Source organism: Stackebrandtia nassauensis DSM 44728 (assembly GCF_000024545.1).
GTDB classification, from domain to species: Bacteria; Actinomycetota; Actinomycetes; order Mycobacteriales; family Micromonosporaceae; genus Stackebrandtia; species Stackebrandtia nassauensis.
Genome location: NC_013947.1, coordinates 5,178,995 through 5,203,313 on the forward strand (window position 1 = coordinate 5,178,995; position 24,319 = coordinate 5,203,313).

At 67.9% G+C, this 24,319-nt stretch carries 21 protein-coding genes; 9 read left to right on the forward strand and 12 right to left on the reverse strand.

Annotation, left to right across the window (positions count from 1 at the left end):
* Positions 1–250: 250 nt before the first annotated feature.
* Entirely contained in the window at positions 251–1,504 is a 1,254-nt protein-coding gene (locus tag SNAS_RS24110; protein ID WP_013020089.1) for a M48 family metallopeptidase, read from the reverse strand.
* Positions 1,505–1,663: 159 nt separating this feature from the next.
* Between SNAS_RS24110 and SNAS_RS24115 the strand changes: the two genes are divergently transcribed.
* The 5 genes from SNAS_RS24115 (at position 1,664) to SNAS_RS24135 (ending at position 7,412) form a co-directional block, all read left to right on the forward strand.
* A complete protein-coding gene (locus SNAS_RS24115) occupies positions 1,664–3,148 on the forward strand; it encodes an NYN domain-containing protein (protein ID WP_144300624.1) in 1,485 nt (494 codons plus the stop codon).
* Positions 3,149–3,259: 111 nt separating this feature from the next.
* The gene (locus SNAS_RS24120; RefSeq protein ID WP_052305127.1) at positions 3,260–3,886 is read left to right on the forward strand and encodes a GAF and ANTAR domain-containing protein; all 627 of its coding nucleotides are present in this window, start codon (positions 3,260–3,262) and stop codon (positions 3,884–3,886) included.
* Positions 3,883–4,641, forward strand: coding sequence for a GAF and ANTAR domain-containing protein (locus tag SNAS_RS24125; protein WP_013020092.1), 759 nt, complete (start codon positions 3,883–3,885; stop codon positions 4,639–4,641). Before SNAS_RS24120 ends, SNAS_RS24125 begins: the two co-directional genes overlap by 4 nt.
* A 125-nt stretch (positions 4,642–4,766) precedes the next feature.
* Positions 4,767–5,807, forward strand: coding sequence for a fatty acid desaturase family protein (locus SNAS_RS24130; protein ID WP_013020093.1), 1,041 nt, complete (start codon positions 4,767–4,769; stop codon positions 5,805–5,807).
* 123 nt (positions 5,808–5,930) lie between these two features.
* Complete coding sequence (locus SNAS_RS24135; RefSeq protein ID WP_013020094.1) at positions 5,931–7,412, forward strand: alpha/beta hydrolase; 1,482 nt, start codon at positions 5,931–5,933, stop codon at positions 7,410–7,412.
* Between the two features lie 85 nt (positions 7,413–7,497).
* Here SNAS_RS24135 and abc-f read toward each other — a convergent pair whose 3' ends face one another.
* The 5 genes from abc-f to SNAS_RS24160 form a co-directional block, all read right to left on the reverse strand.
* On the reverse strand, positions 7,498–9,138 hold the full coding sequence (gene abc-f / locus SNAS_RS24140; protein ID WP_013020095.1) for a ribosomal protection-like ABC-F family protein: 1,641 nt from the start codon (positions 9,136–9,138) through the stop codon (positions 7,498–7,500).
* A 385-nt stretch (positions 9,139–9,523) separates the two neighbouring features.
* Positions 9,524–10,261: a chitinase gene (locus SNAS_RS24145; protein WP_013020096.1), complete on the reverse strand. Its 738-nt coding sequence runs from the start codon at positions 10,259–10,261 to the stop codon at positions 9,524–9,526.
* 184 nt (positions 10,262–10,445) lie between these two features.
* Positions 10,446–10,844, reverse strand: a complete 399-nt coding sequence (locus SNAS_RS24150; protein WP_013020097.1) for an SCO5389 family protein — start codon at positions 10,842–10,844, stop codon at positions 10,446–10,448.
* Positions 10,845–10,909: 65 nt separating this feature from the next.
* On the reverse strand, positions 10,910–11,893 hold the full coding sequence (locus tag SNAS_RS24155) for an ATP-binding protein (protein WP_013020098.1): 984 nt from the start codon (positions 11,891–11,893) through the stop codon (positions 10,910–10,912).
* 92 nt (positions 11,894–11,985) lie between these two features.
* Complete coding sequence (locus SNAS_RS24160; protein WP_041625139.1) at positions 11,986–12,873, reverse strand: glutamate ABC transporter substrate-binding protein; 888 nt, start codon at positions 12,871–12,873, stop codon at positions 11,986–11,988.
* Between the two features lie 124 nt (positions 12,874–12,997).
* On the opposite strand from SNAS_RS24160, the gene lipB reads away from it, so the two are divergent.
* Entirely contained in the window at positions 12,998–13,639 is a 642-nt protein-coding gene (lipB, locus tag SNAS_RS24165) for a lipoyl(octanoyl) transferase LipB (protein WP_013020100.1), read from the forward strand.
* Between the two features lie 43 nt (positions 13,640–13,682).
* Here lipB and aspS read toward each other — a convergent pair whose 3' ends face one another.
* From aspS to SNAS_RS24190, 4 genes are all read right to left on the reverse strand, one after another.
* The gene (gene aspS, locus SNAS_RS24170; protein WP_013020101.1) at positions 13,683–15,026 is read right to left on the reverse strand and encodes an aspartate--tRNA(Asn) ligase; all 1,344 of its coding nucleotides are present in this window, start codon (positions 15,024–15,026) and stop codon (positions 13,683–13,685) included.
* A 381-nt stretch (positions 15,027–15,407) separates the two neighbouring features.
* Positions 15,408–15,836, reverse strand: coding sequence for a hypothetical protein (locus tag SNAS_RS35950; protein ID WP_013020102.1), 429 nt, complete (start codon positions 15,834–15,836; stop codon positions 15,408–15,410).
* Between the two features lie 208 nt (positions 15,837–16,044).
* The gene (locus tag SNAS_RS33200; protein ID WP_013020103.1) at positions 16,045–16,431 is read right to left on the reverse strand and encodes a hypothetical protein; all 387 of its coding nucleotides are present in this window, start codon (positions 16,429–16,431) and stop codon (positions 16,045–16,047) included.
* A 109-nt stretch (positions 16,432–16,540) separates the two neighbouring features.
* Positions 16,541–19,810, reverse strand: a complete 3,270-nt coding sequence (locus SNAS_RS24190) for a S41 family peptidase (protein WP_013020104.1) — start codon at positions 19,808–19,810, stop codon at positions 16,541–16,543.
* A gap of 156 nt (positions 19,811–19,966) precedes the next feature.
* Here SNAS_RS24190 and lipA point away from each other — a divergent pair, with 156 nt between their 5' ends.
* The gene (gene lipA, locus SNAS_RS24195; RefSeq protein ID WP_041625142.1) at positions 19,967–20,872 is read left to right on the forward strand and encodes a lipoyl synthase; all 906 of its coding nucleotides are present in this window, start codon (positions 19,967–19,969) and stop codon (positions 20,870–20,872) included.
* Between the two features lie 25 nt (positions 20,873–20,897).
* Positions 20,898–21,596 carry a DUF4191 domain-containing protein gene (locus SNAS_RS24200; RefSeq protein ID WP_013020106.1) on the forward strand — a complete coding sequence of 233 codons (699 nt, stop codon included), beginning with the start codon at positions 20,898–20,900 and terminating at the stop codon, positions 21,594–21,596.
* A gap of 82 nt (positions 21,597–21,678) precedes the next feature.
* On the opposite strand, the gene SNAS_RS24205 is transcribed toward SNAS_RS24200, so the two are convergent.
* Positions 21,679–22,104: an RDD family protein gene (locus SNAS_RS24205; RefSeq protein ID WP_013020107.1), complete on the reverse strand. Its 426-nt coding sequence runs from the start codon at positions 22,102–22,104 to the stop codon at positions 21,679–21,681.
* 160 nt (positions 22,105–22,264) lie between these two features.
* Here SNAS_RS24205 and glnA point away from each other — a divergent pair, with 160 nt between their 5' ends.
* Positions 22,265–23,704, forward strand: coding sequence for a type I glutamate--ammonia ligase (gene glnA / locus SNAS_RS24210; protein WP_013020108.1), 1,440 nt, complete (start codon positions 22,265–22,267; stop codon positions 23,702–23,704).
* A gap of 49 nt (positions 23,705–23,753) precedes the next feature.
* On the opposite strand, the gene SNAS_RS24215 is transcribed toward glnA, so the two are convergent.
* Positions 23,754–24,146: a VOC family protein gene (locus SNAS_RS24215; protein ID WP_013020109.1), complete on the reverse strand. Its 393-nt coding sequence runs from the start codon at positions 24,144–24,146 to the stop codon at positions 23,754–23,756.
* Positions 24,147–24,319 lie beyond the last annotated feature (173 nt).

A 24,319-nucleotide genomic window follows, 5' to 3' on the forward strand; every position in this document is an offset into this window, starting at 1 on the left:
CCCAGCCCCGTCCGGTTGCGCGGGCTCGGGCGGCTGGCCACCAAGCCCAGGCTCACCGAGCCGCCGCAGCTCCCCAGCTCGCAGCTCGCCACCCGGCCCAGCCCCACGCTGCCGCGCAGCGTCAGCCCGGCCTAGCCCGACAAGCCCAGCCCCGTCCGGCCGAGCGGGCTCTAGCGGCTGGCCGCCAAGCCCCGGCTCGCCGAGCTGCTGCGGCTCCCCAACCGGCTGCCTCTCATTGGCCGGGCCGGGCTCAGTCGCCATACGCCTTGGCCATGGCGATGCGTTGCGCCGTGGTCGGATGCGAGCCGAACAGCCAGTGGATGATCCCCGGCGGGTCGACATCGGACTTGTTGGACGCCGCGAGGTTGGCCTGCATCTCCGCGAACGTTGCCGGGTCCTTGGTCAGCTCCAGCGCGTGCGCGTCGGCTCGCATCTCCATGCGCCGCGACACCGCGCTCTGCAACGGCGTCGTCAGCAGGCCCACCACCGCCACGAACGCCAGGATCAGCGCCAGTGCCCGTGGTGACGTGATCGTGTCGGCCCCCGCGCGGCGCAGCAGGCCGGTGGCGTTGGCCAGCAGCGCTATCGCGCACACCGCCGCCGCCGTGCCCAGCGCCGCCAGCGCGGTGCCGATCCACACATCGTTGGCCTTGGCGTGCCCCAGCTCGTGGGCCACCACGGAGGCGACCTCCTTGTCGGGCGCCTTGAGCAGGTTGTCGTACACCACGATGCGGCGGGTTGGACCGAGTCCAGACACGTAGGCGTTGACCGCGTTGGTGCGGATCGAGGCGTCGGAGACCAGCACGTCCTTGACCGGCACCCCGTCCGCTTCGGCCATGTCCATCAGTTCGGTGCGCAGCGCGCTGTCGCCCATCGGTTTGAAGGAGTTGAACACCGGCTCGATCACCAGCGGGTACAGCGCCGACATGACGACGACCAGCAGCCCCGCGCCCACCGCCGTCCACGCCCACCACCATTTCGGGGCGAAGCGGATGACGGTGTAGAACGCCGCCAGCGCCAGCGCGGACAGCACAATGGTCACCAGGTAGGACTTGCCGACGTCCATCGCCCACTGCCCCCAGCTTTGGGTGGACATGCCGAACCGGACCCGGATCGAGTGCGACCACGCCGACAGCGGCAGCGTGACGACCTGCGACACCAGCACGACCAGCAGCCCGCCCAGCACCGCCTCGGCCAGCCAGTGCCCGCCGAACGGCCGCCCGCCCAGCGCGACGAGTTTGGCGCCCAGCGTGGTCAGGCCCAGCAGCAGCGCCACCGCCAGGCTCAGCCCCAGCGCGATGTAGGAGCCAGGTCGCAGTGCGGCGGCGAACTCCTTGCCGGTGGCCACGACCCCGGCGGGCAGCGAGTCGACCGCCTTGGCCTGGGCGGCGGCCGAGGGCACCGGTGGGTCGCCCCACGGCACCAGCAGGGCTCCGGCGATGAGTAGGGCACCGAGCAGCACCAGCAGCGCGATCGCGGCGGGCTGACGAAGGAAAGCGACCATCGCTGTATTTTCCGTCCTCGACCTGCGGTGACTCGGCTGGGGCGCGCGGAAGACGAAACGGTGGCAGACTTGGGGTATGTCGGTATGGGCAAAAGCTTGGGCCGGGAGCCGCGCTAAGGCGTGCTCCCGCGCTTCGTCGTCCCCCGTACCGGCAGCGTCATGAACGCCCCGGCGGGTGGCCGCCGAGACACCGGCGACTTCCGCGAGCCGCAGCCGCCACCGCCGCCCGGTCCCCCGGTGCCGCCGGACCCGCCCGGTCCCCCCGAACCACCACCTGGCCCGCTGCCGCCTCCGCCACCACCCGGACCTCCCGAGCCGACCGACCCGCCGTCCGTCGACGACGAACCGGAGCTGCCCGAGGCGGTGTGGCAGAAGCTGCTGCCGCTGGCCTCCACGGCGCTGGGTTCGATCCGTCCCGACGAACTGCCCGGGCCGCTGCGCCGGTTCGCGCGTTTCGCTCCCGCCCGGCGCGCCAAGCTCGCCGAGCCCGGGTTGCGTTCGGCGCTGCGCACCGACGCGTCGTTTCGGCAGCAGGTCGCCGAGGTGGCCCGCAAGACCCAGTCGTCCCTGATGGACTTGATCGACGCCGGTGAGGTCCCCGAGGGTGCCGACACCCTGGACGTGGCCGCGCTGGCCTACGTGTCGCGCGGCACCAACTGGCGCGACCTGCTGGGTTCGGCGTCCCGCCGGGTCGCCGAGCGGCTGGAGGCCGAACGCATCAGCGCCCGCATCGCCGAGGCCGAACAGGCCGCCGCCAGCGCCGCCCACGACAAGGCGATCGCCGAACGCGAGGCCGAGAAGCTGCGGGTCGAACTGGTCGAGGCCCGCGCCGAGGCCGAGGAGCTGCGCCGTCGCCACCACGGGCTGACCAAGGAGCTGCGCGAGATCAAACGCCGCGAGCGCAAGGTCACCGACGCGTTGTCCTCCGAGAAGGGCCGCCTGAAGCAGGCCGAGACCGAGCACGCCGCCGAACTGCGACGGCTGAAGTCGCAATTGGACGAGTCGATGCGGGCCCTGGAGCGGGCCCGGCAGGGCGCCCGCGACACCAGGGCGCTCAACGACGCCCGGGTGTGGCAGCTGCTGGAGACCATCGGCGGGGCCGCCGCCGGGCTGCGCCGGGAGCTGGCGCTGGAACCGGCCGAGCACACCCCGGGCGACTTCGTGGCCGACACCGAGGCGGTGCGCCCCGGATCCGCCGAGCCCACCGAGCGTCCCCGGGGCCTGGACTCCGACGACCCGGCCCGCCTGGACACCCTGCTGGGCATGCCGCAGAGCCATCTCATCGTGGACGGCTACAACGTCACCCTCGGTGGCTACGGCGACATTCCGCTTGAGCAGCAACGCATCCGGCTGGTGCGCGGCCTGTCGGGGATCGCCGCCCAGACCGGCGCGGAGGTCACGGTCGTCTTCGACGGCAGTCACCACATGGTGGGGCTGCCGACACCACCGCGCGGCGTGCGGGTTCTGTTCAGCCGCAAAGGACAGACCGCTGACGAGGTGATCAGGGCGTTGACCCGCGCTGAACCCAATGGCCGCCCGGTCATCGTGATATCGTCCGACCGCGAGGTCGCCGACGGGGTTCGCAGACATGGTGCCTATCCACTGTCGGCGAAGACCTTGCTGCGACGACTCAACCGGGCCTGATGCCACTCGCCTGACTTCGAGTGACGCACAACAGAAGGACCTCGAATGCCGGAACCGGACAGAGATAGGATTCTGTCTGCCCTCTCCGGTTCTAACACGGCCGCGGAGCGGTTGAGCGAAGTATGCCTGGAACTGCTCCCGGGACTGGACGGCGCCAGCATCACGGTCATCGGCAATCCGGCGGCCCACGCTACGGTCTCGACGGCGGGTGATGACGTCGGCATGACCGACCTGCAGTTCACCCTCGGCGAGGGGCCGTATGTCGACGCCCACAACGATCGCCGCCCCGTACTGGCCTCCGACCTGTCCGAGCCCGGGTACCGGGTGCGCTGGCCCGCCTTCACCCCGGCCAGTCTGGCGGCAGGGGTCCACGCCGTGTTCGCGCTGCCGCTGCGCATCGGCGCCATCCACGTCGGCGTGCTGAACCTGCACCGCCGGGAGCCGGGCGAGCTGGGCGTCATCGAACTGTCCGACGCGTTCGCCTTCGCCGAGGCGGTCACGTTGCTGGTCCTGGGACACAGCGCCTCCGGCGAGGACCAGGCGCCGCAGTTGCGGGTCCAGCACCGCGTCGCGCTGCATCAGGCGACCGGGATCATCATGGCGCAGTTGGGAGTGAGTGTCGAGGAGGCATTCGTCCGGCTGCGCGCATACACCTATGTAGATGGACGTACGCTTGACGAGGTGGCCGTTGACGTCGTCGCCCGGCGGATACGTTTCGACGTGGAGGAACAGACATGAACGCGATCCGTGAACACCGGCTGGCGGAGACTTTCGTCGAACTGGCCGACACTCTCGTCGCGAATTTCGACGTCGTGGACTTCACCCACGTGCTGGCGAATCGCTGCGTCGAGCTGCTCGACGCCGCCGCCGTCGGGCTGATGCTCATCGATCAGCATTCGCAGCTGCGGGTCATCGCCTCCTCCGACGAACAGTCCCGGGTCCTGGAGTTGTTCGAGCTGGAGGCCGACCACGGGCCGTGCTTGGAGTGCTTCCGCACCGGTCACCAGGTCGCCGATCCGGATCTGCGGGACGCCGACACCCGATGGCCGCGATTCGCCGCCAAGGCCGTGGAAGCCGGATACCTCGCGGTGCAGGCGATCCCGATGCGACTGCGGGGCGAGACCATCGGGGTGCTCAATCTGTTCCGGCAACAACCGGGCGCATTGGACGAGACGCTGCTGCGCACCGGGCAGGCGCTGGCCGACGTCGCCACCATCGGCCTGCTGCACGAGCGGGCGGTTCGCCACCACCAGATCCTCGCCGAGCAGTTGCAGGGCGCGCTCAACAGCCGGGTGGTCATCGAGCAGGCGAAGGGTCTGCTGTCCGAGCGCTTCAATGTGGATATGCCCACGGCGTTCGTCGTCATGCGCAAGTTCGCGCGCCGGACCAACCGCAAACTCAGCGACGTGGCCCAGGACGTCGTCTCCGGACGGCTCGAGACCCGCGAGCTGGTGGTGCCGATGGACAAGGCCACCGAACCCGAGCCGACGTGACGGGGCCGAATCGCAGGTAGAATGGGAAGTACGGCCCGCGACCACCTTCGCGACCATCGAGCTGCTGCTCCCGACCTCGGCATCTCACTCCATGCACCCAACCAAAAGTGAGGAGCCGGATCCTCTTGAGCGCGAACGCTCTTTCGCCCGTCGGTGAGAAGACCAGCCGCTACCCCCAACTCGCCAAACAGATTCGCGACGCCGGTCTGCTGCGGCGCCGCCCCTGGTACTACGCCTGGCGCATCAGCGCGACCGTCGCCGCCTACGCCGCCGCCTGGGCGGTCTTCGTCCTGGTCGGCGACTCGTGGTGGCAGCTGTTCACCGCCGCGGCGATGGCCGTGACGTTCATGCAGTTCGGGTTCCTGGGCCACGACGCCGGTCACCAGCAGATCTTCGGCAGCCGACGCGGCAACTCGATCGTCGGCTACCTGCTGGGCAACCTCGGGCTGGGCCTGAGTTTCGGCTGGTGGAGCGACAAGCACACCCGCCACCACGCCAACCCCAACGTCGAGGGCCGCGACCCGGACCTCAACGTCGACCCGGTGGCGTTCACCGACGCCCAGGCGGCGCGCAGCCGCGGCATCGGCAAGCAGATAGTCCGGTTCCAGGCGGCGCTGTTCATCCCGCTGCTGTTCCTGGAGGCGTTCCACATGCACTTCAACAGCCTGCGCCGCATCGTCAACCGAAACCGGCCGATCCGGGCGCGCGGTCTGGAGGCGGTGCTGTTCACCGTCCACGTCGTGGCGTATCTGGGGATCGTCTTCACCGTGCTGTCGCCGGGGACGGCCGTCGTGTTCATCTTCGTCCATCAGGGACTGCTCGGGGTGTACATGGGCGCGTCCTTCGCGCCCAACCACAAGGGCATGCCGGTCCTCACCGACGGCGAGCAGGCCGATTTCCTGCTGCGGCAGGTGCTCACGGCCCGCAACATCGACGGCGGACGCTTCGTCGACGCCGCGCTGGGCGGCCTGAACTACCAGATCGAGCACCACCTGTTCCCGCACATGCCGCGCCCGAACCTGCGCCAGGCGCAACCGGTGGTGCGGCAGTTCTGCGCCGAGCACGACATCGCCTACTGCCAGACCTCGATGTTCGGCTCCTGGGGCCGGGTCCTGGGCCACCTGCACGACATGGGCCGCGACATCCGCAACCCAGGCTCCCCCTGACGAAAGTCATCGCACCGCCCCCTCCAAAGGCAGTGCGACCGGCTTCCCACGGGCAGATGTGACGGCCGCCGCCAACCACCAGGCTTGACGGCGACCCCCATCCGTCCGTTCAGGAGTGAAGCCATGAGACGTCGTTGGTACCCCGCGATGGCGGCGGTCGCCGTTGTCGCGGCCGGTCTGACGTGGACCGGTCTGCCGTCCGCGCAGGCACAGTCGTCCGACCTCGACTGGAGCGACTGCGGCGGCCGCGCCCAGTGCGCGACGCTGACCGTGCCCGTCGACTGGAACGACCCCGACGGCCCCACCACCCGCGTCAACCTCGCCAAACTGCCCGCCCGCGATCCCGGCGCCGCCGACAGACCGCTGCTGGTCAACCTCGGCGCCGGAAACACCACCGCCGCGCTGGAGGCGGACCAGGTGCCGCCGGGCGTGGCGGCGCTCAACGAGCGCTTCGACGTGATCGGCTTCGATCCGCGCGGACTCGGCAAGGACGCCAACGACACCCTGATCCACTGTGCCGAGTCCCAGGCTCCGTATCCGGGCCTGGTGCTCGCCGAGGACGCGAAGGACTGGCGCGCGCACGCGAAACGCAACGCGAAGTACGAGCGAAGCTGCCGTGAGGCCGCCGGAGCCGAGTACGCGGGCCTGACCTCAACGCAGATCGCCCACGACATGGACGCCCTGCGCACGGCGCTCGACCAACCGAAGCTGAAGTACTTCGGCAACTCCTACGGCACGTCCTACGGCCAGGCGTACGCCGAACTGTTCGGCGACAAGGTGGAGCGCATGTACCTGGACGGCGTCGCCGACCACACGCAGCCGAAACTGTCGGACTGGCTCACCAACTACGCGCGCACCACCGAACAGCAGCTCACCGAGTTCGCCGACTGGTGCTCCACACGCGACGGTTGCGCCCTCAACGACGAAGACGCCGCGAAGGTCTGGGACGACCTGGTCAAGCGCGCCGAAACCGAACCGATCCCCGCCCCCGGCGCGGGCGACGGCGAGACGGTCAACGTCCGGGAACTGCTGGCCGGAGGCCACTTCGGACTGACGCCGACCAGTTGGCCCCGGCTCGCGGTCGCGATGGACTCCGCCCGCGACGGCGACGCCTCCGATTTCCTCACCGAACTCGTCTGGCCTCCCGACACCGGCAAGGGCGGCCACGTCCAGGGAGCGTTGCTGTGCAACGACTTCATGCCCGAGCAGCTGAGCTACCGGCAGACGCTGAAGCTGGAGAAACGCCTGCGCGACATCGCGCCCCGGATCGGCTGGGTCACGGCCCGCGCCGAGTTGAGCCGCTGCGTCGGCATGGACGCGAAACCGGCCAACCCGCCGCACCGCCTCGACGTCGACGACCTGCCGCCGGTCCTGGTCGGTATCGGCGACCTGGACGCCAACACCCCGCACCACGGCGCCGAGAACGTGGCCAGCCAGCTGCCGGACGCCTCGGTTCTGCGACACGGCGACGGCCACGCCGCGTTCGTCCTGGGCAACAAGTGCCTGGCCAACCACGTCACCGCCTACTTCGCCGACGGCACACTCCCCGACGAGGGCACCCGCTGCCCCGGTGAACTGGTAGACCAGATCCCCGACAAGCCATAAGCGACGGTGGTGCGCCCTCGGGCGCACCACCGTCCACTCTCGTTGCCGGTTAGGCGTTCCGCCACGGCTGGTAGCCCGGATCCGGTCACATCGCCTCGACCAGCCGCCCGTCCCGCAGCTCGACCCGGTCGCCGTCGAAACCCTCGGCGAAGCTGCGATCATGCGACACGACCAACAACGAGCCCTTGAACTCGCGCAACGCCTCCTCCAGTTCGCCGACCAGGGCCAGCGACAGGTGGTTGCTGGGTTCGTCCAGGACCAGCAGATCCGCCGGACGGGTCACCAGCCGCGCCAGTTCGAGCCGCCGCCGCTGCCCGATCGACAGATCCGGCACCAGCTTGGTGAAATCGCTACGGCTCAACAGCCCCAACGACTCCAGCGTCTGAACATGCTCGTCCGGCTCGCCGGGCAGCCCCTCGGCGAACGCCGCCAGCACTGTGCGACGCGGCGGATTGTCCGCCAGTTCCTGCCGCAGATAGCCCAGACGCTTGGGTCTGCGAACAGTCCCGCTGTCCGGCTTCAGATCCCGCGCCAGCACCCGCAGCAGCGTCGTCTTCCCGGCCCCGTTCGGACCGGTCAACAACATCCGCTGTCCGGGCGCCAACCGGAACTTGTCGACGTGGAGCCGATCGCCGACCCGCACATCGATGAGCTCGGCGGCCAGGCCTTCGCCCTTCCCGCCGTCGAAGCGGGCGGCGAACCGCAGCGGCTTCGGCGGCTCCGGCACCGGGTTCTCCCGCAACCGTCGCAACCGCTCCCGCGATTCCCGGACCTTCGACGACAGGCCCGCCTCGTGCGAACGCCGGTGACTGGCGCTGCGATCGTGTTTGACGGACTTGATCTTGGCGGCGAACAGACTCGCGTTCGTCTGCGTCGCCTCGGTCAGCCGCTCGATCTCGTCGCACCAGTCCTGATAGTCCTGTTCCCAGCGCCGTTTCGCGGCGGCCTTCGCCGTCAGGTACCCCTTCCAGCCGTCGCCGTACCGCGTCACGGACCGCAGGTCCCGGTCCACCTCCAAGATGGTGGACGTGATCGCCGCCAGGAACGCCCGGTCGTGGGTCACCGCGACCACGGTCCCCCGGTGCTGCCGCAACCGATCCTCCAACCACGACACGGCCTGCGTGTCGAGATGGTTGGTCGGCTCGTCCAGCAACAACAGTTCCGGATCGGCGGCCAGCACGCAGGCCAGCCCCAACCGCGACTGCTCGCCCCCCGAAAGGGTGCCCAGCAACCGATCCCGGGTCAGGTGCGCCAACCCGAGACCGTGCATGGCGGCGTCGACCCGAGCGTCGGCCTCATAGCCGCCCCGGGCCTCATAGGCGCTCAACAGATCCCCGTAGGCGGCCAGCTCGGCCTCCCCGGCGGAGTCCAATGTCGCCTCGGCCTCCCGCATGAGCCGTTCCAGCTCCCGCAGATCGGCCAGCGCCGCGTCGATGGCGTCGGCGACGGTGTTGTCGCCGGGCAACTCCAGGGTCTGCCCCAGGTGCCCGATCCCACCGCCCGCAACAACGGTGACATCCCCGTTGTCGGGCGGCTCGACCCCGGCGATCAACCGCATCAGGGTCGACTTCCCGGAACCGTTCTCCCCGATGACGCCGACCTTCTCCCCGGTCCTGACCGTGAACGAGATCTGGTCGAGCACGACGTGCTCGCCATAGCTCTTGGTCACCTCGGCGAAGGACAGCTGCGAGACGGTGGTGTTGGCGTGTGAATGTTCGCGAATCAAGGTGTTGACCTCCAGGCTGTACGGACGCTCGGGCGTCCGGAAAATGAGCGGATGAGGCCGCCGCGCCAGGTGGAGACGTGATTCGCGTCCGGAACGAAGGTCCGGCGTCAAGAGAAAGAAAAAGGGAACGCGAACGCACACCCGGCCAGCGGGGTCGGCGCATTGGCGTCCGAAGGAGCGCGAAGATTTCGCGGCTCAGCGACGGACTACTACAGCCAAGGCCTTGCGATCGTGTCTATTGTTCCCACGTCAAGCACGATAACGGACACCCCGCGACCCGGTCAACCGGATTTGGATCACAGGCTGTCGGCTCAGGCTCACCCGGGCACGGGAAGTCCCGGGCCGCCAGGGCGGTCCGGGACGGGGGCATTCGTGGGCGGGTGGGTCAGCAGGTGAGGTTGCCGCCGGGGTCGACGCCGAGGATGGCGGTGAAGGCCTTGTACTTGTCGACGCGGCTTTGCACCTGGCCCGGGTTGCCACCGTTGCATTCGAGGCTGCCGTTGATGGCGCGGATGGTCTCGCCGAATCCGGCGCCGTTGACCATGGCATTGTGGGCGGTCATGCTGCCGGGTCCATTTTGGGTCATCCAGTACCACAGGCCGGTCTGCCAGGCGACGGCCGCGTTCTGCTCGACCTGCCACGGGTTGTTGAGCAGGTCGATGCCGAGGTTGTCACCGGCCGCCTTGTAGTTGAAGTTCCAGCTCAGTTGGATGGGGCCGCGGCCGTAGTAGGCGTCGTTCCCGGCCGGGCAGCCGTAGGGCTGGGTGGTGTCACAGTAATGTGGATAGTTGGACTGGTCCTGTTCGACGATGTGGACCAGGCCGCCGGTCTCGTGGGAGAAGTTGGCCAGGGCGGCGGCCGCCTCCTGTTTCATGACCGTGTCGCCCCCGGAGTTGGCGAACTCCGGGTAGGAGTTCATCGCCGTGGTGAGGCCCTCGTAGGTGTAGAACGGGTTCCGGTTGGGGAACATCTGGTTGAACTGGGCCTCGCTGACCACGAACGCCGCCTCGGTGTCGGGTGTGGAGTCGTCGTCGGCCTGCGCTGTCGCCGTGGGGAACACGAGGGCGAGTGCGCTGATGATGGCCGCCGCCGCGATCGTCAGAAGTGCCGGTCTGCGTCGCATTGTTCTGCGCCTCCAGATATGGAAGGAATGTTTACCGAACCATACTGAGACCCATCAGCGAAATCAACATATTCGAAAGTATCTTTGGAGTGGATTTTCAGGGCTCGCAAAGGGACGAACCCTCCAGACGATAATTCCCGGACCCCACAGGGGGTCCGGGAACTGATCTCAAGGGACGAAAGCTCTAGCAGTCGCGTAGTTCCGGCGACTGGTTGCGCAGCTGGCCCACCGGGGAGATGAACTTGCGGTAGCGGTCGCCGTCGACGGAGTTGATGCGGAAGGCCGCGACCCGGTGGCAGTTCTGGAAGGCGAGTTTCACGCCGAAGTGCCGCTCCAGGCCGCCCCGGATGGCGTCGGAGGCGAGTGCCCGCAGCAGTTGGCCCCTGGCGGCCTCGTCCGGCGGCGGGGTCACGTTGTCGGCGAACTCGGCGGTCGGGTCCCCGTCGCGCAGGTCGCCGACGACACGGCTGATCATGGACCAGGCGAACGGCAACGAGGTCCGGACACAGTCGACGAATTCGGCGTCGGAGACCTCGCCGCGTTCGGCCTTGTCGAGCAGTTCGGCGGATACATCGAGAGACATGGGTGTTCTCCTTTTCGTTGCGGGTAAGGATGATCGTGACGGTTACGCGACAGGCGTACTGTCGGCTAAGAGACTTTCGCCATCCCCCGGGTGTCGGTGGTGCTGTCGGGTCCCAGGACGAAGTCGGGGTCGATCTGCTCGCTCAGGTCGACGCCCATGCGGGAGTTGCCCCAGGCCTCGGCGTTGCGGCGGTGGAACAGCCGGGCCTGCTCGGAGAACCTGGCCCAGTCCTTGCCGCCCAGTTCGACGAGCTCGCGGGCCCGGTCCAGCAGCGCGAGGTTCTCGGGTTCCAGGTCGGCGATGGGACCGACGCTGCCGCGCTCGGCGGCCTTGACGAACTTGGACCGTCCACACCAGCCGAACAGCGCGTCGCCGACGTGCTCGCGCAGGAAGTCGACGTCCTCGGGTTCGTCGATCTTGTTGCCGATGACGGAGATGGCCACGTCGTAGTCGGCGGCGTATTCGGCGTACTGCTTGTAGACGCCGACGCTGCGCACCGTCGGCTCGCACACCAGGAAGGTGCGGTCGAAGCGGGTGAACAGACCGGAGGCGAAGGCCTCGGCACCGGCGACCATGTCGACGATGACGTACTCGCCGGGTCCGTCCACGAGATGGTTGAGCATCAGCTCGACCGCGCCCACTTTGGAGTGGTAGCAGGCCACCCCCAGGTCGTCCTCGGCGAAACCGCCGGTGACGGCCAGCCGCAACCCGGCCAGGTTGCGCACGCACGCGTCGTAGACCGGGTTGTCCTCGCCGATGGTCAGCAGCCGGGAGCCCGAACCCGGCGGCGTGGTCTTGACCATCGCCTCGGCCGAGGCGATGCGCGGGTTGTCGCCGCGCAGGTACTCCTTGATCTCGGCCAGGTGGTCACCGAGTTTCGGCAGCTTCGCGGCGGTGTCCTCGTCCACTCCCAACGCGGCGGCCAGGTGCTGGTTGATGTCGGCGTCGATGGCGAAGACCGGGTGTCCCGCCGCGACCGCCCGGCGCGCGAACAGGGAGGCAAGAGTGGTCTTGCCGCTTCCCCCTTTGCCGACGAACGCGATTTTCACGAGTGTGCTCCTTGTCGTCATTGAAATTGGAAACCAATTTCATTACGGGGAGCATAGTCAAGTCAAGCGACACGCCGGGGCGGGTCCGGTGACTATTTCTCGGTGATGTTCGGCGGCGACTCGGGGTCCGGCACCTCGGCGACGGCCAGCGTGCTGTCGAAGGCGGTCTGCCAGTCGCCGTTGTCGAAGGCCAGCTCCAGGGTCTCGTTGATGAACTTCTGCAGCTCGGTCGAGCCCTTGGGCAACCCGATGCCGTAGGGCTCGGTGGTGAAAGTCTTCTTCGAGATCTCCAGTTTGGACGGATCCTCGCTGAGGAAGCCGTACAGGATCACGTCGTCGGTGGAGACCGCGTCGTACTCCTTCTCCAGCAGCGCCTGGCGGCAGCTGGACCAGTTGCGCATCGGCTTGGAGACGTTGGCGCGCGGATTGTGCTTCTCGACGTTGTCCAGCGAGGTGGTCCCCTCCGCCGCGCACACCTTCTTCTTGGACAGGTCCTTGATGTCCTCGATGCCCTCGCCCTTGCGGGTCATGATGGCCTGCCCGGCCTCGTAGTAGGGACCGGCGAAGGTGACGGCCTTCTTGCGTTCCGGGGTGATGGTGTACGTCGCCAGCACCAGGTCGACGGTGCCGTCCTCCAGGTACTTCTCCCGGTTGGCGGGGACGGTCTCGATGAAGTCGAGGTTCTCCCCCTCGGCGACCTTCCCGAAGATGCGCTGCGTGATGATGCGGCCGATCTCGGCGTCGAAACCCTCGATGCGTCCGGTGGCCTTGTCGCGCAGTCCGGTCAACGGCTGGTCGAACTTCGAACCGATGGTCAGGCGGCCGGAGTCCAGGATGTCCCGGACCTCCTTGGGCATCTCGGAGCGCTCGGCCTGGTCGATGTTGTAGAAGGGGGGCACCGTGTCGTCCACGGTGTCGGCCTGGCAGCCCGTGGCCACGGCGACGGACAGCACGGCGACCGCGAGTACGGCTCTACGCATGAGGCGCACGGGGGTTCCTTTCACGGCGCGGGGGTCGCGGACTTCGACAATACGCGTCACACGTGACCGGCTCCACCCTGCCAAGCCCCGCGGCGACCCCTCGGCCCGCACTAGGCTTGGCGGCGTGAGTGACACGCGCGCCCGGACGCTCAAGATCGACAGACTCGGTACCGTCGACTATGCGCGGGCCTGGGATCTGCAGAAAGACCTCCAGGACAAGCGCATCAACGACGAGATCGACGACACGGTGCTGCTGTTGGAGCATCCCAGCGTCTACACCGCGGGCCGCCGCACCGAGAAGTGGACCTACCCCGACGACGGCACCCCGGTGGTCGAGGTGGACCGGGGCGGCCAGATCACCTGGCACGGTCCCGGCCAGCTGGTCGGCTACCCGATCGTCAAGCTCACCAAGCCCATCGACGTCGTCAAGTACGTGCGCCGCGTCGAGGACATGCTGATGGCGGTGTGCGGCGAGTTCGGCGTCGCCACCACCCGGATCGACGACCGCACCGGAGTGTGGATCCCGGCCGACGACCGCGGCCCGGAGCGCAAGATCGCCTCCATCGGTGTGCGGGTCCGCTGGGCGGTGACCCTGCACGGCTTCGCGCTCAACTGCGACAACGACATGTCCTTCTTCGACCACATCGTCCCGTGCGCGATCATGGACAAGGACATGACCTCGCTGAGCCGTGAGACCGGCCGCGACGTCACCGTCGACGAGGTCATCCCGGTGACCGAGAAGCACATGCACCTGATCCTGGACTGACCGGACGGGCCCGGGGCAACCCGAACCCGCCCGCTCCTCCGACTCAGGGCGCGATGCGATGCAGGTCGCGCGGGAACAGCGTGACCTCACGGATGTTGGCCACACCCGTCAGCTGCGCCACGAACCGCTCCAGCCCGATCGCGAAGCCACCGTGCGGCGGCATGCCGTGCTTGAACGCCTCCAGGTACCCGGCGTACGGCTCCGGCGACCCGCCCTGGGCCGCGATCGCCGCCAGGTAGTCGGCGTACCGGTGCAGCCGTCGCCCGCCGGTCACCATCTCGGTGCCCCGGAACAACAGGTCGAACGAGTCGCTGTACCCGGGCCGCCCCGGGTCCTCGGCGGTGTAGAACGGCCGCTTGCTCATCGGATAACCGACCACGACCGCGAAGTCGCTGCCGTGCTCCCGCCGCGCCCACTCCCCGACCCAGCGCTCATGCGCGGGCGACAGGTCGTTGACACCCGACAGGTCCTCGCCGGTCTCCCGCGAGATCAGCTCCAGCGCCTCGGCGAAGTGCAGCTCCGGAAACCGCGACGGCACCTGGGGCACCACCGGCTCCAACAGCGCCACCGCCGCCGCGGCACGCTCGGCGACAGCGGACACCATGCCCGCCACCACCTCCCGCAGCACCTCGGCGACGTCCCGGTAGCTCTCGATGAACCCGAACTCCACGTCCAGCGACGTGTACTCGGCCAGGTGCCGCACGGTGTCGTGCGGTTCGGCCCGGAACACCGGCCCGACCTCGAAGACCCGCTCGAAGACACCCACCATCGTCTGCTTGTAGAACTGCGGACTCTGCGCGAGATAACCGGGTCGTCCGAAATAGTCGATCGCGAAGACGTTGGCCCCCGACTCGGTCGCCGAGGCCACGATCTTCGGCGTGAAGATCTCGGTGAAGTCCATGGCGGCCACGGTTTCCCGGAACCCCATGGTCGCGGCCGAGGCCAGCTCGAACGCGGCCTTGCGCCGGGGATGCCGCAAACTCACCGGCGCCCGGTCCAACAGCGTCGGCAACGTGGCCCGCAGACTCGGCCGGTACAGGTCGAACGGCGGAGCCTCGGCTTCTCCCAACACCGTAATGACCGGCTCGACCAGCTCCACTCCACCGGGAGCGGCCGGGTTGGCGACCACCGTCCCGGTCACCTCCACGACGGTCTCCTCGTTGAGCTCCTCCAACCGCGCCCGCGCGACCTCCTCGCTGACGACCACCTGGGCCAGCCCCGAGCGGTCCCGCACGATCGCGAAGGCCACCGATTTGAGCAGCCGCCTGCGATGCAGCCACCCGGCTATCCGGATTCTCGCGCCGACGTGTTCACTCAGCGCGGCCGACAACACCCTTGGCGGGGTCGTGGGGGCCGCGGGGCTCGGCGCAGTCATTGACGTTGACATGTGGTTCAACACCTCCTTGGTTCTGATGGAAACCCCGGAGGTGTGGGCGATCGGGATATCGCGGTGCCACCACACCTTCACCGTGAACTGGAAGTCCACGGCCTCGTTCGTCGCCCGTGTCGTGGGCCAGTCGGCGGGCTCTACTACGACCTGAACGGCCGGTTCCTCCCGCGGCTCCGGAGGGTCTTCACAACCTCGGCCGCAGACCGCCTTCCCAGCTACCGGCGGTTCTCTCCTACTGCGGTATCGAGGTGCTACTCGTCTCCTTCAATGCCGTGCCGACGACTGTAGCCGACGCCCCCGGCCGCTGCCAGCCGATATCGCGGGCACGCGAAAGGGGACAGGGCGCCCGCGCCCTGTCCCCTGTTGTACCGGGGTGGATTAGAAGATGGAGTCCAGTCCGCCTTCGCCCTTGCCCTCGCTGTTGGAGCCGCCGGACTCGCCCTCACCGGACTTGTCGTCCTCGGTCTTCTCGCCACCGGACTCGCCCTCGCCCGACTTCTCGCCCTCACCGGACTTGTCGTCGCTGGACTCTTCGCCCTTGGTCTCTTCCTCACCAAGCGGGTCGCCCTCGAACGAAGCCTCGGTGTCCACGTAGCCGTCGCCGTCGAGGTCGGACATCTGGGTGTCGAGGTTGCCGTCGCCGTCCTCGTCGGTGTACAGCTCCTCGATGATGCCGTCGCCATTCTCGTCGACGGCGACCTCGCCGTCCTCACTGATGTAGGCCGTGGAACCGTCGTCGAGGGTTTCGGTTTCGTACTCGTCGCCCGCACCGTCGCCGTCGAAGTCGACAAAAACGTCGTCGCTCATTGTGTTGCCTTCCCTTGTTTTGGTCTTTCGGTCTTTCGCCTGGTTGTGCCCACGTTAGGCGCTTGTTCCCGCCAGGAGAATCCCAAATGCGTGCCACTTCGCCCGCACCGGGGTCTCGAGGTTCGCGAGCATATTGGTGAGGGGCAGGAATTCACTTCCCTGCCCCTCACCGCCCGTCGTCCCTCGATGACCGGCGTGCCACAGATCGCTAGCTACCCGCTGGCTTCTCGGTGGCGCCGGTCTCCTCTTCCGTACCCGAGGCGGTGCCCTCGCCGCCCAGGTAACCCAGCGGCATGCCGCTGGACGATCCTGCCGTGGTGTCGGCCGGTGGTTCCTCGGTGTCCGCTGGTTCCTCCTCCAGCGACTCCTCGGAGTCCATGTAGCCGTCACCGGTTTCATCAATGTGGACGGTGTCGAGGGATCCGTTGCCGTCCTCGTCGGTGTGCAGCTCGTCGATCAAGCCGTCACCGTCGTAGTCGTAGGCGACTTCGCCGTCCTCACTGGTGTGCGCGTAGCCACCGCCGTCGAGTTCCTCGGTGCTGTACTCGTCTTCGGAGCCATCGCCGTCGAAGTCGATGTACGGTTCGTCGGTCATCTCATCCCCTTGTCGAATCGGTGCCTACGCTGTTGAAGTCCACGATAGGGGTGGCACGGTTAAGGCAACTCCCGAAAACGTGCCACACCCCACCAGCCGAAAATCCCGGTTACGGACGGGGCGGCAACTTCGGGGCGGCGAGCTTGGGACGGTCCGCCGGATCGGGTCGGTGCGCGGGTTTCTTCTCCAGTTCCTTCAGGGCCGCGGCGATGCCCGCCTCCAGTTGGGGGTCGCGTCCGGCGGCGTAGTCCTGTGGCGCGTACTCGACCTCGATGTCGGGGGCGACGCCGTAGTTCTCGACGCCCCATTTGGCGTCGTCGAAGTGGAAGGCGATCTCGGGTTGGGACAGGAAGGTGTTGTCGGCCAGGTTGGGGCGCCACGGGAAGTAGCCCACGACTCCGCCCCAGGTGCGGGTGCCGACCAGCGGGCCGAGGTTGTAGGAGCGGAAGCCGTGGCTGAAGATGTCGCCGTCGGATCCGGCGGATTCGTTGATGAGCGCGACCATCGCTCCGCACGGGCTTTCGCGGGGGTAGGGGGCGGGGCGGCTCCAGCGGGAGAAGTTGTAGCCGATGCGGCGGCGCGCGAGTTTTTCGAGCAGGAGTGGGGAGACGTGGCCGCCGCCGTTGAAGCGGACGTCGACGACGAGACCGTCGCGGTCGTACTCGTTGAGGAATCCTCTGTGGAATTCGGCGAAGCCCTCGGTCATCATGTCGGGGATGTGGATGTAGCCCAGTCGGCCGCCGCTGGCGTCGTAGACGGCGCGGCGGTTGGCTTCCACCCAGTCGCGGTAGCGCAGCGGTTGTTCGTTGGACAGGGCGCGGACGACGACCACGTGGGGGTCGGCTTCGCCACGGCGCAGCGAGAGGCGGACTTCCTGGTCGGCCTGGTTGACCAGGAGCTGGGCCACCGAGGTGGTGGGTCCGACGGGTTGGCCGTTGACGGCGACGACCGTGTCGCCGACGCGGGCGTCGACGCCGGGGCGCAGCAGGGAGGAGGTGGCGTCGGGTTTCCAGGGGTCGCCGGTGTAGATCTTGGCGATCGTGTGGGCGCCGTCGGTGTCTACTGTGAAGTCGGCGCCGAGGTAGCCCTGGCCGTAGTGGGGGCCGGGACGGTAGTCGCCGAGCGCTTCGTAGACGTGGGAGGTGCCCAGTTCGCCGTTCATCTCCCAGATCAGGTCGGACAGTTCGCCACGGGTGGAGAGCTGGGCGACCAGGGGGGCGTAGCGTTCGTAGATCGCGTTCCAGTCCACTCCGGACATGTCCTCGACCCAGAAGTTCTCGCTCAGCAGTCGCCAGGCCTCGCGGAACATCTGCGGCCATTCCAGTTCGGGGCGTACCGATACCTTGAGCCGGTCTAGGTCGATCCAGCCGGATTCGCGGTTGCGGTCGGCGCCGTCGGGGGCCTTCTCGGTGGCCTTGACGACGCGCATCTTGTCGCCCGACATGTACAGGACGGTCTTGCCGTCGGGGGTGCTCATCACCCAGCTGACCGCGTCGGCGAAGCGCTCGACCTTGCCGGTCTCCAGGTCGACGGAGTCCAGGACGCCGTCGGGTTCGTCGTCCACCTGGTGTGGACGGATGCGGCCCGCGACCGGGTGGGACAGGACCAGCACCTTGCCGCTGACGCCCAGGACCTGGGTGTACTTGGCGTCGGAGACCGGCAGCGGCACGATGCGGTTCTCGATGCCGTCCAGGTCGATGACGAGGCTCTCGTCGGTGGTGTCGTCGGAGTCGGTTTTGGACTCGTCGTCTCCGGAGTCCTTGGTGGACTCCTCGCCGGTGTCGTGCATCGGTTTGGGTTGCGGGACGAAGGGCGGGGAGACGTCGGCGCGCAGCGCGACCGCGTAGGGGCGCGAGCCCATCGGGAAGTTCAGGTCGAAGTGGAGCGAGTCGTAGACGGGGTTGAACTCGCGCTGTCCGACGAAGTACAGGTACTTGCCGTCCGGGTCGAAGGACGGGCCGAAGTCGTTGAGGATTCGCTTGGCGGCCACGGCTTTGCGACCGGTGGACAGTTCGAGGAGCTTGATGGTCGAGCGGGCGACGTTCTCGTCCTCGTTGTCGGTGCCGGAGGACTCGGGGCAGGCGTAGGCCAGCCAGGTGCCATCGGCGGAGAACACCACGTCGGAGATCTCGCCGTGGCGGCTGGAGTCAATGACCGTGGCCGTGGCCTCCTCGCCGTCCACATCGACCAGTACCAGTTCGTTGCGGTGGTTGGCGATGACGACCTTGCCCTCGGTCGGGGAGGCCACCAGTTCCCCGGCCCGGCCGGTGTCGAGGTGGTCGAGGCGGCACGGCGGTTTGGAGGCGTCGGCGGTGATGCCGACGAGCACCTCGCGGGGGCCGTTGTCGGCGACCGCCGCGATCAGGCGTTCGCGGTCGTGCAGCCAGGTCAGCAGCCGGTACCGGACGCCGTCGACCTCGCCGTGCTGCGTGACCGGTCCCTCCCAGTCGGCGAAGGTGAACGCCTTGCCCCGGGTGGTGACGGCCAGGTGGGAGGCGTCGGCGGACAGGTCCACCGAGTCCAGGTACTCGGCGGCGTCGACGAAGCGGCGGGCGCGCTGGGTGCGGGTCACCGGGATGTGGACGTCGACGACGCTGGGGTGCTCCTCGGCCGGGTCGAGCAGGTAGAGCCTGCCGCCGCAGTGGTACACCAGCCTGGCGCCGTCACCGGACAGGCCGCGGGCGTAGAAGTCCTCGTGGTCGGTGTGGCGGCGCAGGTTCGCGCCGTCGAAGTCGGTGGAGTAGACGTTGCCGTGTCCTTCGTGGTCGGACAGGAAGTAGACGCGGTCGCCGATGATGTGCGGGCAGGACAGGTTGCCGTCCAAGGAGACCAGCTTGCGGAACTCGCCGTCACCGGACGCGTCGATCCACAGTTGACCGGCGGTGCCGCCCCGGTAGCGCTTCCAGTGGGCGTGGTCCTTCCAGTACTCGCGGCCCAGCACCACGACGCCGTTCGACCCTTGGGCGATCGCGGTGGCGCGGCCCCAGGTCAGCTCGGCGGGCACGCCGCCGTCGGCGGACACCCGGCGCAGCCGGACGTCCAGCAGTTCCGGCGAGTGCGCGCTGGTGGCGTAGATGACGAACTCGCCGGTGGGGTCCCAACCGGCGACCCGGCTGATCCGGCCGCCCTCGTAGGTCAGCCGCCGGGTCTCGCCGCCCTCGGTGGGCACCACGTGCACGTCCGGCGGACCCTCCTCGGCACCGGTGTAGGCGATGAGCGAACCGTCCGGCGAGATCCGCGGGAAGCTTGCCGCCGCGACCCCCGCGGTCAGGCGCCGGGCGGTGCCGCCGGCCGTCGTGACGCTCCACAGGTCGTCCTCGGCGACGAAGACGATGGTGTCGTTGTGAATGGCGGGAAAACGCGGGTAACCGGTGGTCATCAATCCTCCGAACGAAAAGCGTGAATGACGTCACCTTAGCACCACAATGACCTCACAGATTCGGACGAGGTGATGACCCCCACCAGGTACAGCCGGGACCCGGTATCGGCGCGTAGGCTCGCAATCGTGACTACCGTCCAGCCCGAGGGCCGCCGCATGCTGCGGATCGAGGCCCGCAACGCCCAGACCCCGATCGAGCGCAAACCCTCGTGGATCAAGGTGAAGGCCAAGATGGGGCCCGAGTACCGCGATCTGCGCGGGCTCGTCGACCGCGAGGGCCTGCACACCGTGTGCCAGGAAGCCGGGTGCCCCAACATCTACGAGTGTTGGGAGGACCGGGAGGCGACCTTCCTCATCGGCGGCGACCAGTGCACCCGCCGCTGCGACTTCTGCCAGATCGACACCGGCAAGCCGCAGCCGCTGGACCGCGACGAACCCCGTCGGGTCGCCGATTCGGTGTCCACCATGGGACTGAAATACGCCACCATCACCGGCGTCGCCCGTGACGACCTCGACGACGGCGGTGCCTGGCTGTACGCCGAGACCGTCCGCCAGATCCACGCGGCCGTGCCCGGCTGCGGCGTCGAACTGCTCATCCCCGACTTCAACGCCGAACCCGAGCAGCTGGCCGAGGTGTTCTCCGCGCGTCCGGAGGTGCTGGCGCACAACATCGAGACGGTGCCGCGCATCTTCAAACGCATCCGGCCGGGCTTCCGCTACGAGCGGTCGCTGGAGGTCATCACCAAGGCCCGCGAGGACGGCCTGGTCACCAAATCCAACCTGATCCTCGGCATGGGCGAGACCCGCGAGGAGGTCTCGCAGGCACTGCGCGACCTGCACGAAGCGGGCTGCGAGCTGATCACCATCACCCAGTACCTGCGGCCCACCCCGCGCCACCACCCGGTCGACCGCTGGGTCAAGCCGGAGGAGTTCGTGGAGCTGAGCGCCGAAGCCGAGGCCATGGGCTACGCCGGGGTCATGAGCGGCCCGCTGGTCCGCTCCTCCTACCGTGCCGGACGGCTGTACCGGCAGGCACTGGACGCCCGAACTCCGGTCGCGTGAACCGCGCCTATTAAGCTGTTCGATTATGGCTAAGGAGCAGGAGAAAACCGGTTTCAAAGACCGGATGAAGCAAATCGGGATGGCGTTCTCGTTCACGACGAAACGGGACAAGGCATTCCTGCCACTCGCGATCGTGGCCGTCCTGATCCCGCTGGCCGCAGGCGCGGTGCTGGTGTTCGTCACCGAGACGCTGCCGTGGCCGTTCGCGATCGTCGCGGTCTTCGTGGCCCTCATCTTCATGATGATCGTGCTGAACTGGCGGACCAGCAAGGCCGTGATGGGCCAGGCGGTCGGCCAGCAGGGCGCGGCGTACGCCATTGTGGACCAGATGCGCGGCTGGCACATCACCCCCGCGGTGGCGGTGTCCCCCAACCAGGACCTGGTGCACCGGGCGGTCAGCAAGTCCGGCATCGTGCTGCTCGCCGAAGGCGGCAGCGCCCGGATGAAGAGCCTCATCAACCAGGAGAAGAAGAAACTCAACCGGGTCGTGGGCACCACCCCGATCTACGACTTCGTGGTCGGCGAGGACGAGGACCAACTGTCGGTGCGCAAACTGCGCAAGACGCTGATGAAGCTGCCCCGCAACATCACCGCCAAGCAGGCCAACGACCTCAATCGTCGGCTCAACGCCCTCAAGCAGTCCAAACCCCCGATGCCCAAGGGCCCGGTCCCGCAGAACATGAAGCCGCCGAAGGGCGCGCGTCGCGCGATGCGCGGCAAGTAACGGCCGTAACGCATTCAGGCCGTACGCGTAAGGGCGCGCGTCGCGCGATGCGCGGAAAGTAGGCCGATTCCGGCCGGTGGCGTCAGGACGCCTTCGGCCGGATCACCGCCGACCCGGACAGCTTGTCGTGCAGGCCGCGCCGGTGCGGGTCGGAGAACGCGGTCAGGATCGGGATCACCAGCACCACCAGCACGCCGCGCAGCAGTGCGCGCGGCAGGCCCAGAGGTGTGCCCTCGGCGGCGTTGACGCAGTGGATCTTGGCCAGCCGCATCCCGACGGTCTGGGTGAAGAAGCCGACGAACACGGCGTAGTACAGCGCCATCAGCACGCTCGGCCACACCGGGTACTCCAGTTCCGGCAGCACGTTGACCGCGACCAGGCCGTTGCCGAGCAGGACGCACAGGATCCAGTCGACGATCAGCGCCGCGAACCGCTGTCCGAAGGTCGCCAGTTCGGGGACCTCGTCCTGCTGTGGCTCGGTCGGGGAAGTGGCCTTGGGGCGGGACATGTCCGCAGGATAGTCGCCGTGGCGCGGGCGCGGATCGTCCGGTGGCGGTGTGAGGTGGCCCATGATCGTGTAACACGCCCGAAACAGTGGAGACACGGTAAGGCAATGGCTCGGCCATAGTCTGCTTCACAGAAAGCTTCCACATGGATTCGTCTTGGAAATGAGGAACCCAGCAGTGTTCACCAGTCCCGATCAGCTTCTGGCCTACATCAAGGACAACAAGGTCAAGTTCATCGACGTCCGATTCTGTGACCTGCCGGGGGTGATGCAGCACTTCAACGTTCCCGCCGAATCCTTCACCGAGGAGACCTTCGCCGAGGGCCTGGCCTTCGACGGTTCCTCGATCCGCGGCTTCCAGGCGATCCACGAATCCGACATGCTGCTGCTGCCCGACGTCACCACCGCCTTCCTGGACCCGTTCCGGGCCGAGAAGACCGTGGCGCTGAACTTCTTCATCCACGACCCGTTCACCCGCGAGGCCTACAGCCGCGACCCGCGCAACATCGCCAAGAAGGCCGAGCAGTACCTGGCCTCGTCGGGCATCGCCGACACCGCGTACTTCGGCGCCGAGGCGGAGTTCTACATCTTCGACGACGTGCGCTTCGACACCGCCCCACAACACGGTTTCTTCCACATCGACTCGGTCGAGGGCGCCTGGAACTCCGGGAAGGTGGAAGAGGGCGGCAACCGCGGCTACAAGCCCAAGCACAAGGGCGGCTACTTCCCGGTCCCGCCGGTCGACCACTTCGCCGACCTGCGCGACGGCATCGTACGAACCCTTGTGGACACCGGCATCGAGGTGGAACGGGCCCACCACGAGGTCGGCACCGCGGGCCAGACCGAGATCAACTACAAGTTCTCGACCCTGCTCAACGCGGGCGACCAGCTCCAGCTGTTCAAGTACATCGTCAAGAACCAGGTGTGGGCCGCCGGTAAGACCGCGACCTTCATGCCCAAGCCCATGTACGGCGACAACGGTTCCGGCATGCACACCCACCAGAGCCTGTTCCGCGACGGCACTCCCCTGTTCTACGACGAGACCGGCTACGCGGGTCTGTCCGACACGGCCCGCTGGTACATCGGCGGCCTGCTCAAGCACGCCCCGTCGCTGCTGGCGTTCACCAACCCGACGGTCAACTCCTACCGCCGCCTGGTCCCGGGCTACGAGGCCCCGGTGAACCTGGTCTACTCGCAGCGCAACCGTTCCGCGTGCACCCGGATCCCGGTCACCGGCAACAACCCGAAGGCCAAGCGGGTCGAGTTCCGGGTCCCCGACCCGTCCTCCAACCCGTACCTCGCCTTCTCGTCGATGCTGATGGCGGGCCTGGACGGCATCAAGAACAAGATCGAGCCGCCGGACCCGGTCGACAAGGACCTGTACGAGCTGGCGCCCGAGGAGTTCGGTGACGTGGCCCAGGTCCCGGGTTCGCTGCCGGAGGTGCTCGACAAGCTGGAGTCCGACCACGGCTTCCTGCTGGAGGGCGGCGTGTTCACGCCGGACCTGATCGAGACCTGGATCGACTACAAGCGCACCGCCGAGGTCGACGAGATCCGGCTGCGGCCCACCCCGCAGGAGTTCCTGCTCTACTTCGACGTCTAAGAGAGTCATGACAACGGCCCCCGCACCGGTTGGTGCGGGGGCCGTTTCGTCATGCGGGCCAGCCGCCGTAGGGGACGGTGATCAACTCCAGGTAGTGGCCGGACGGGTCGAGGAAGTAGACGCCCCGGCCGCCGTCGTGGTGGTTGATCTCGCCCTCCAGGTGCTGGCGGGGGTCGGCCCAGAAGGTCAGGCGGTAACGCTTGATCTTGTCGAAGGCCGCGTCGAACTCCGCCTCGGAGACGAGGAACGCGTAGTGCTGCGGCGCGAACTCCTTGTCCGGGGGTTGCTGCGCGAAGTCCAGTGTGACTCCGTTGTGGAGCTGGACGGGGAGGAAGGGGCCCATGGGGGCGCCGACCTCCAGTCCCAGGATGTCGGCCAGGAACTCGGCGGACTCGCTTCGGTCCTTGGCCGCGACGATGGTGTGGTTGAGCTGAACTGACAAGTGGTGCTTCTCCTGTTGGTCGCGACGGCCCCGACCCCGGGCCGGTGCGAGAAGGCCAACGGGAGCACCGTCGCGGGCGATACGTTACCCGGTGAAATGGGGCGGCGGTACCGTGATTCGGCGCACCGACGGCGCTGATGAGAGAACTCTCATCGTGGGGGGCTTGGCTTCAC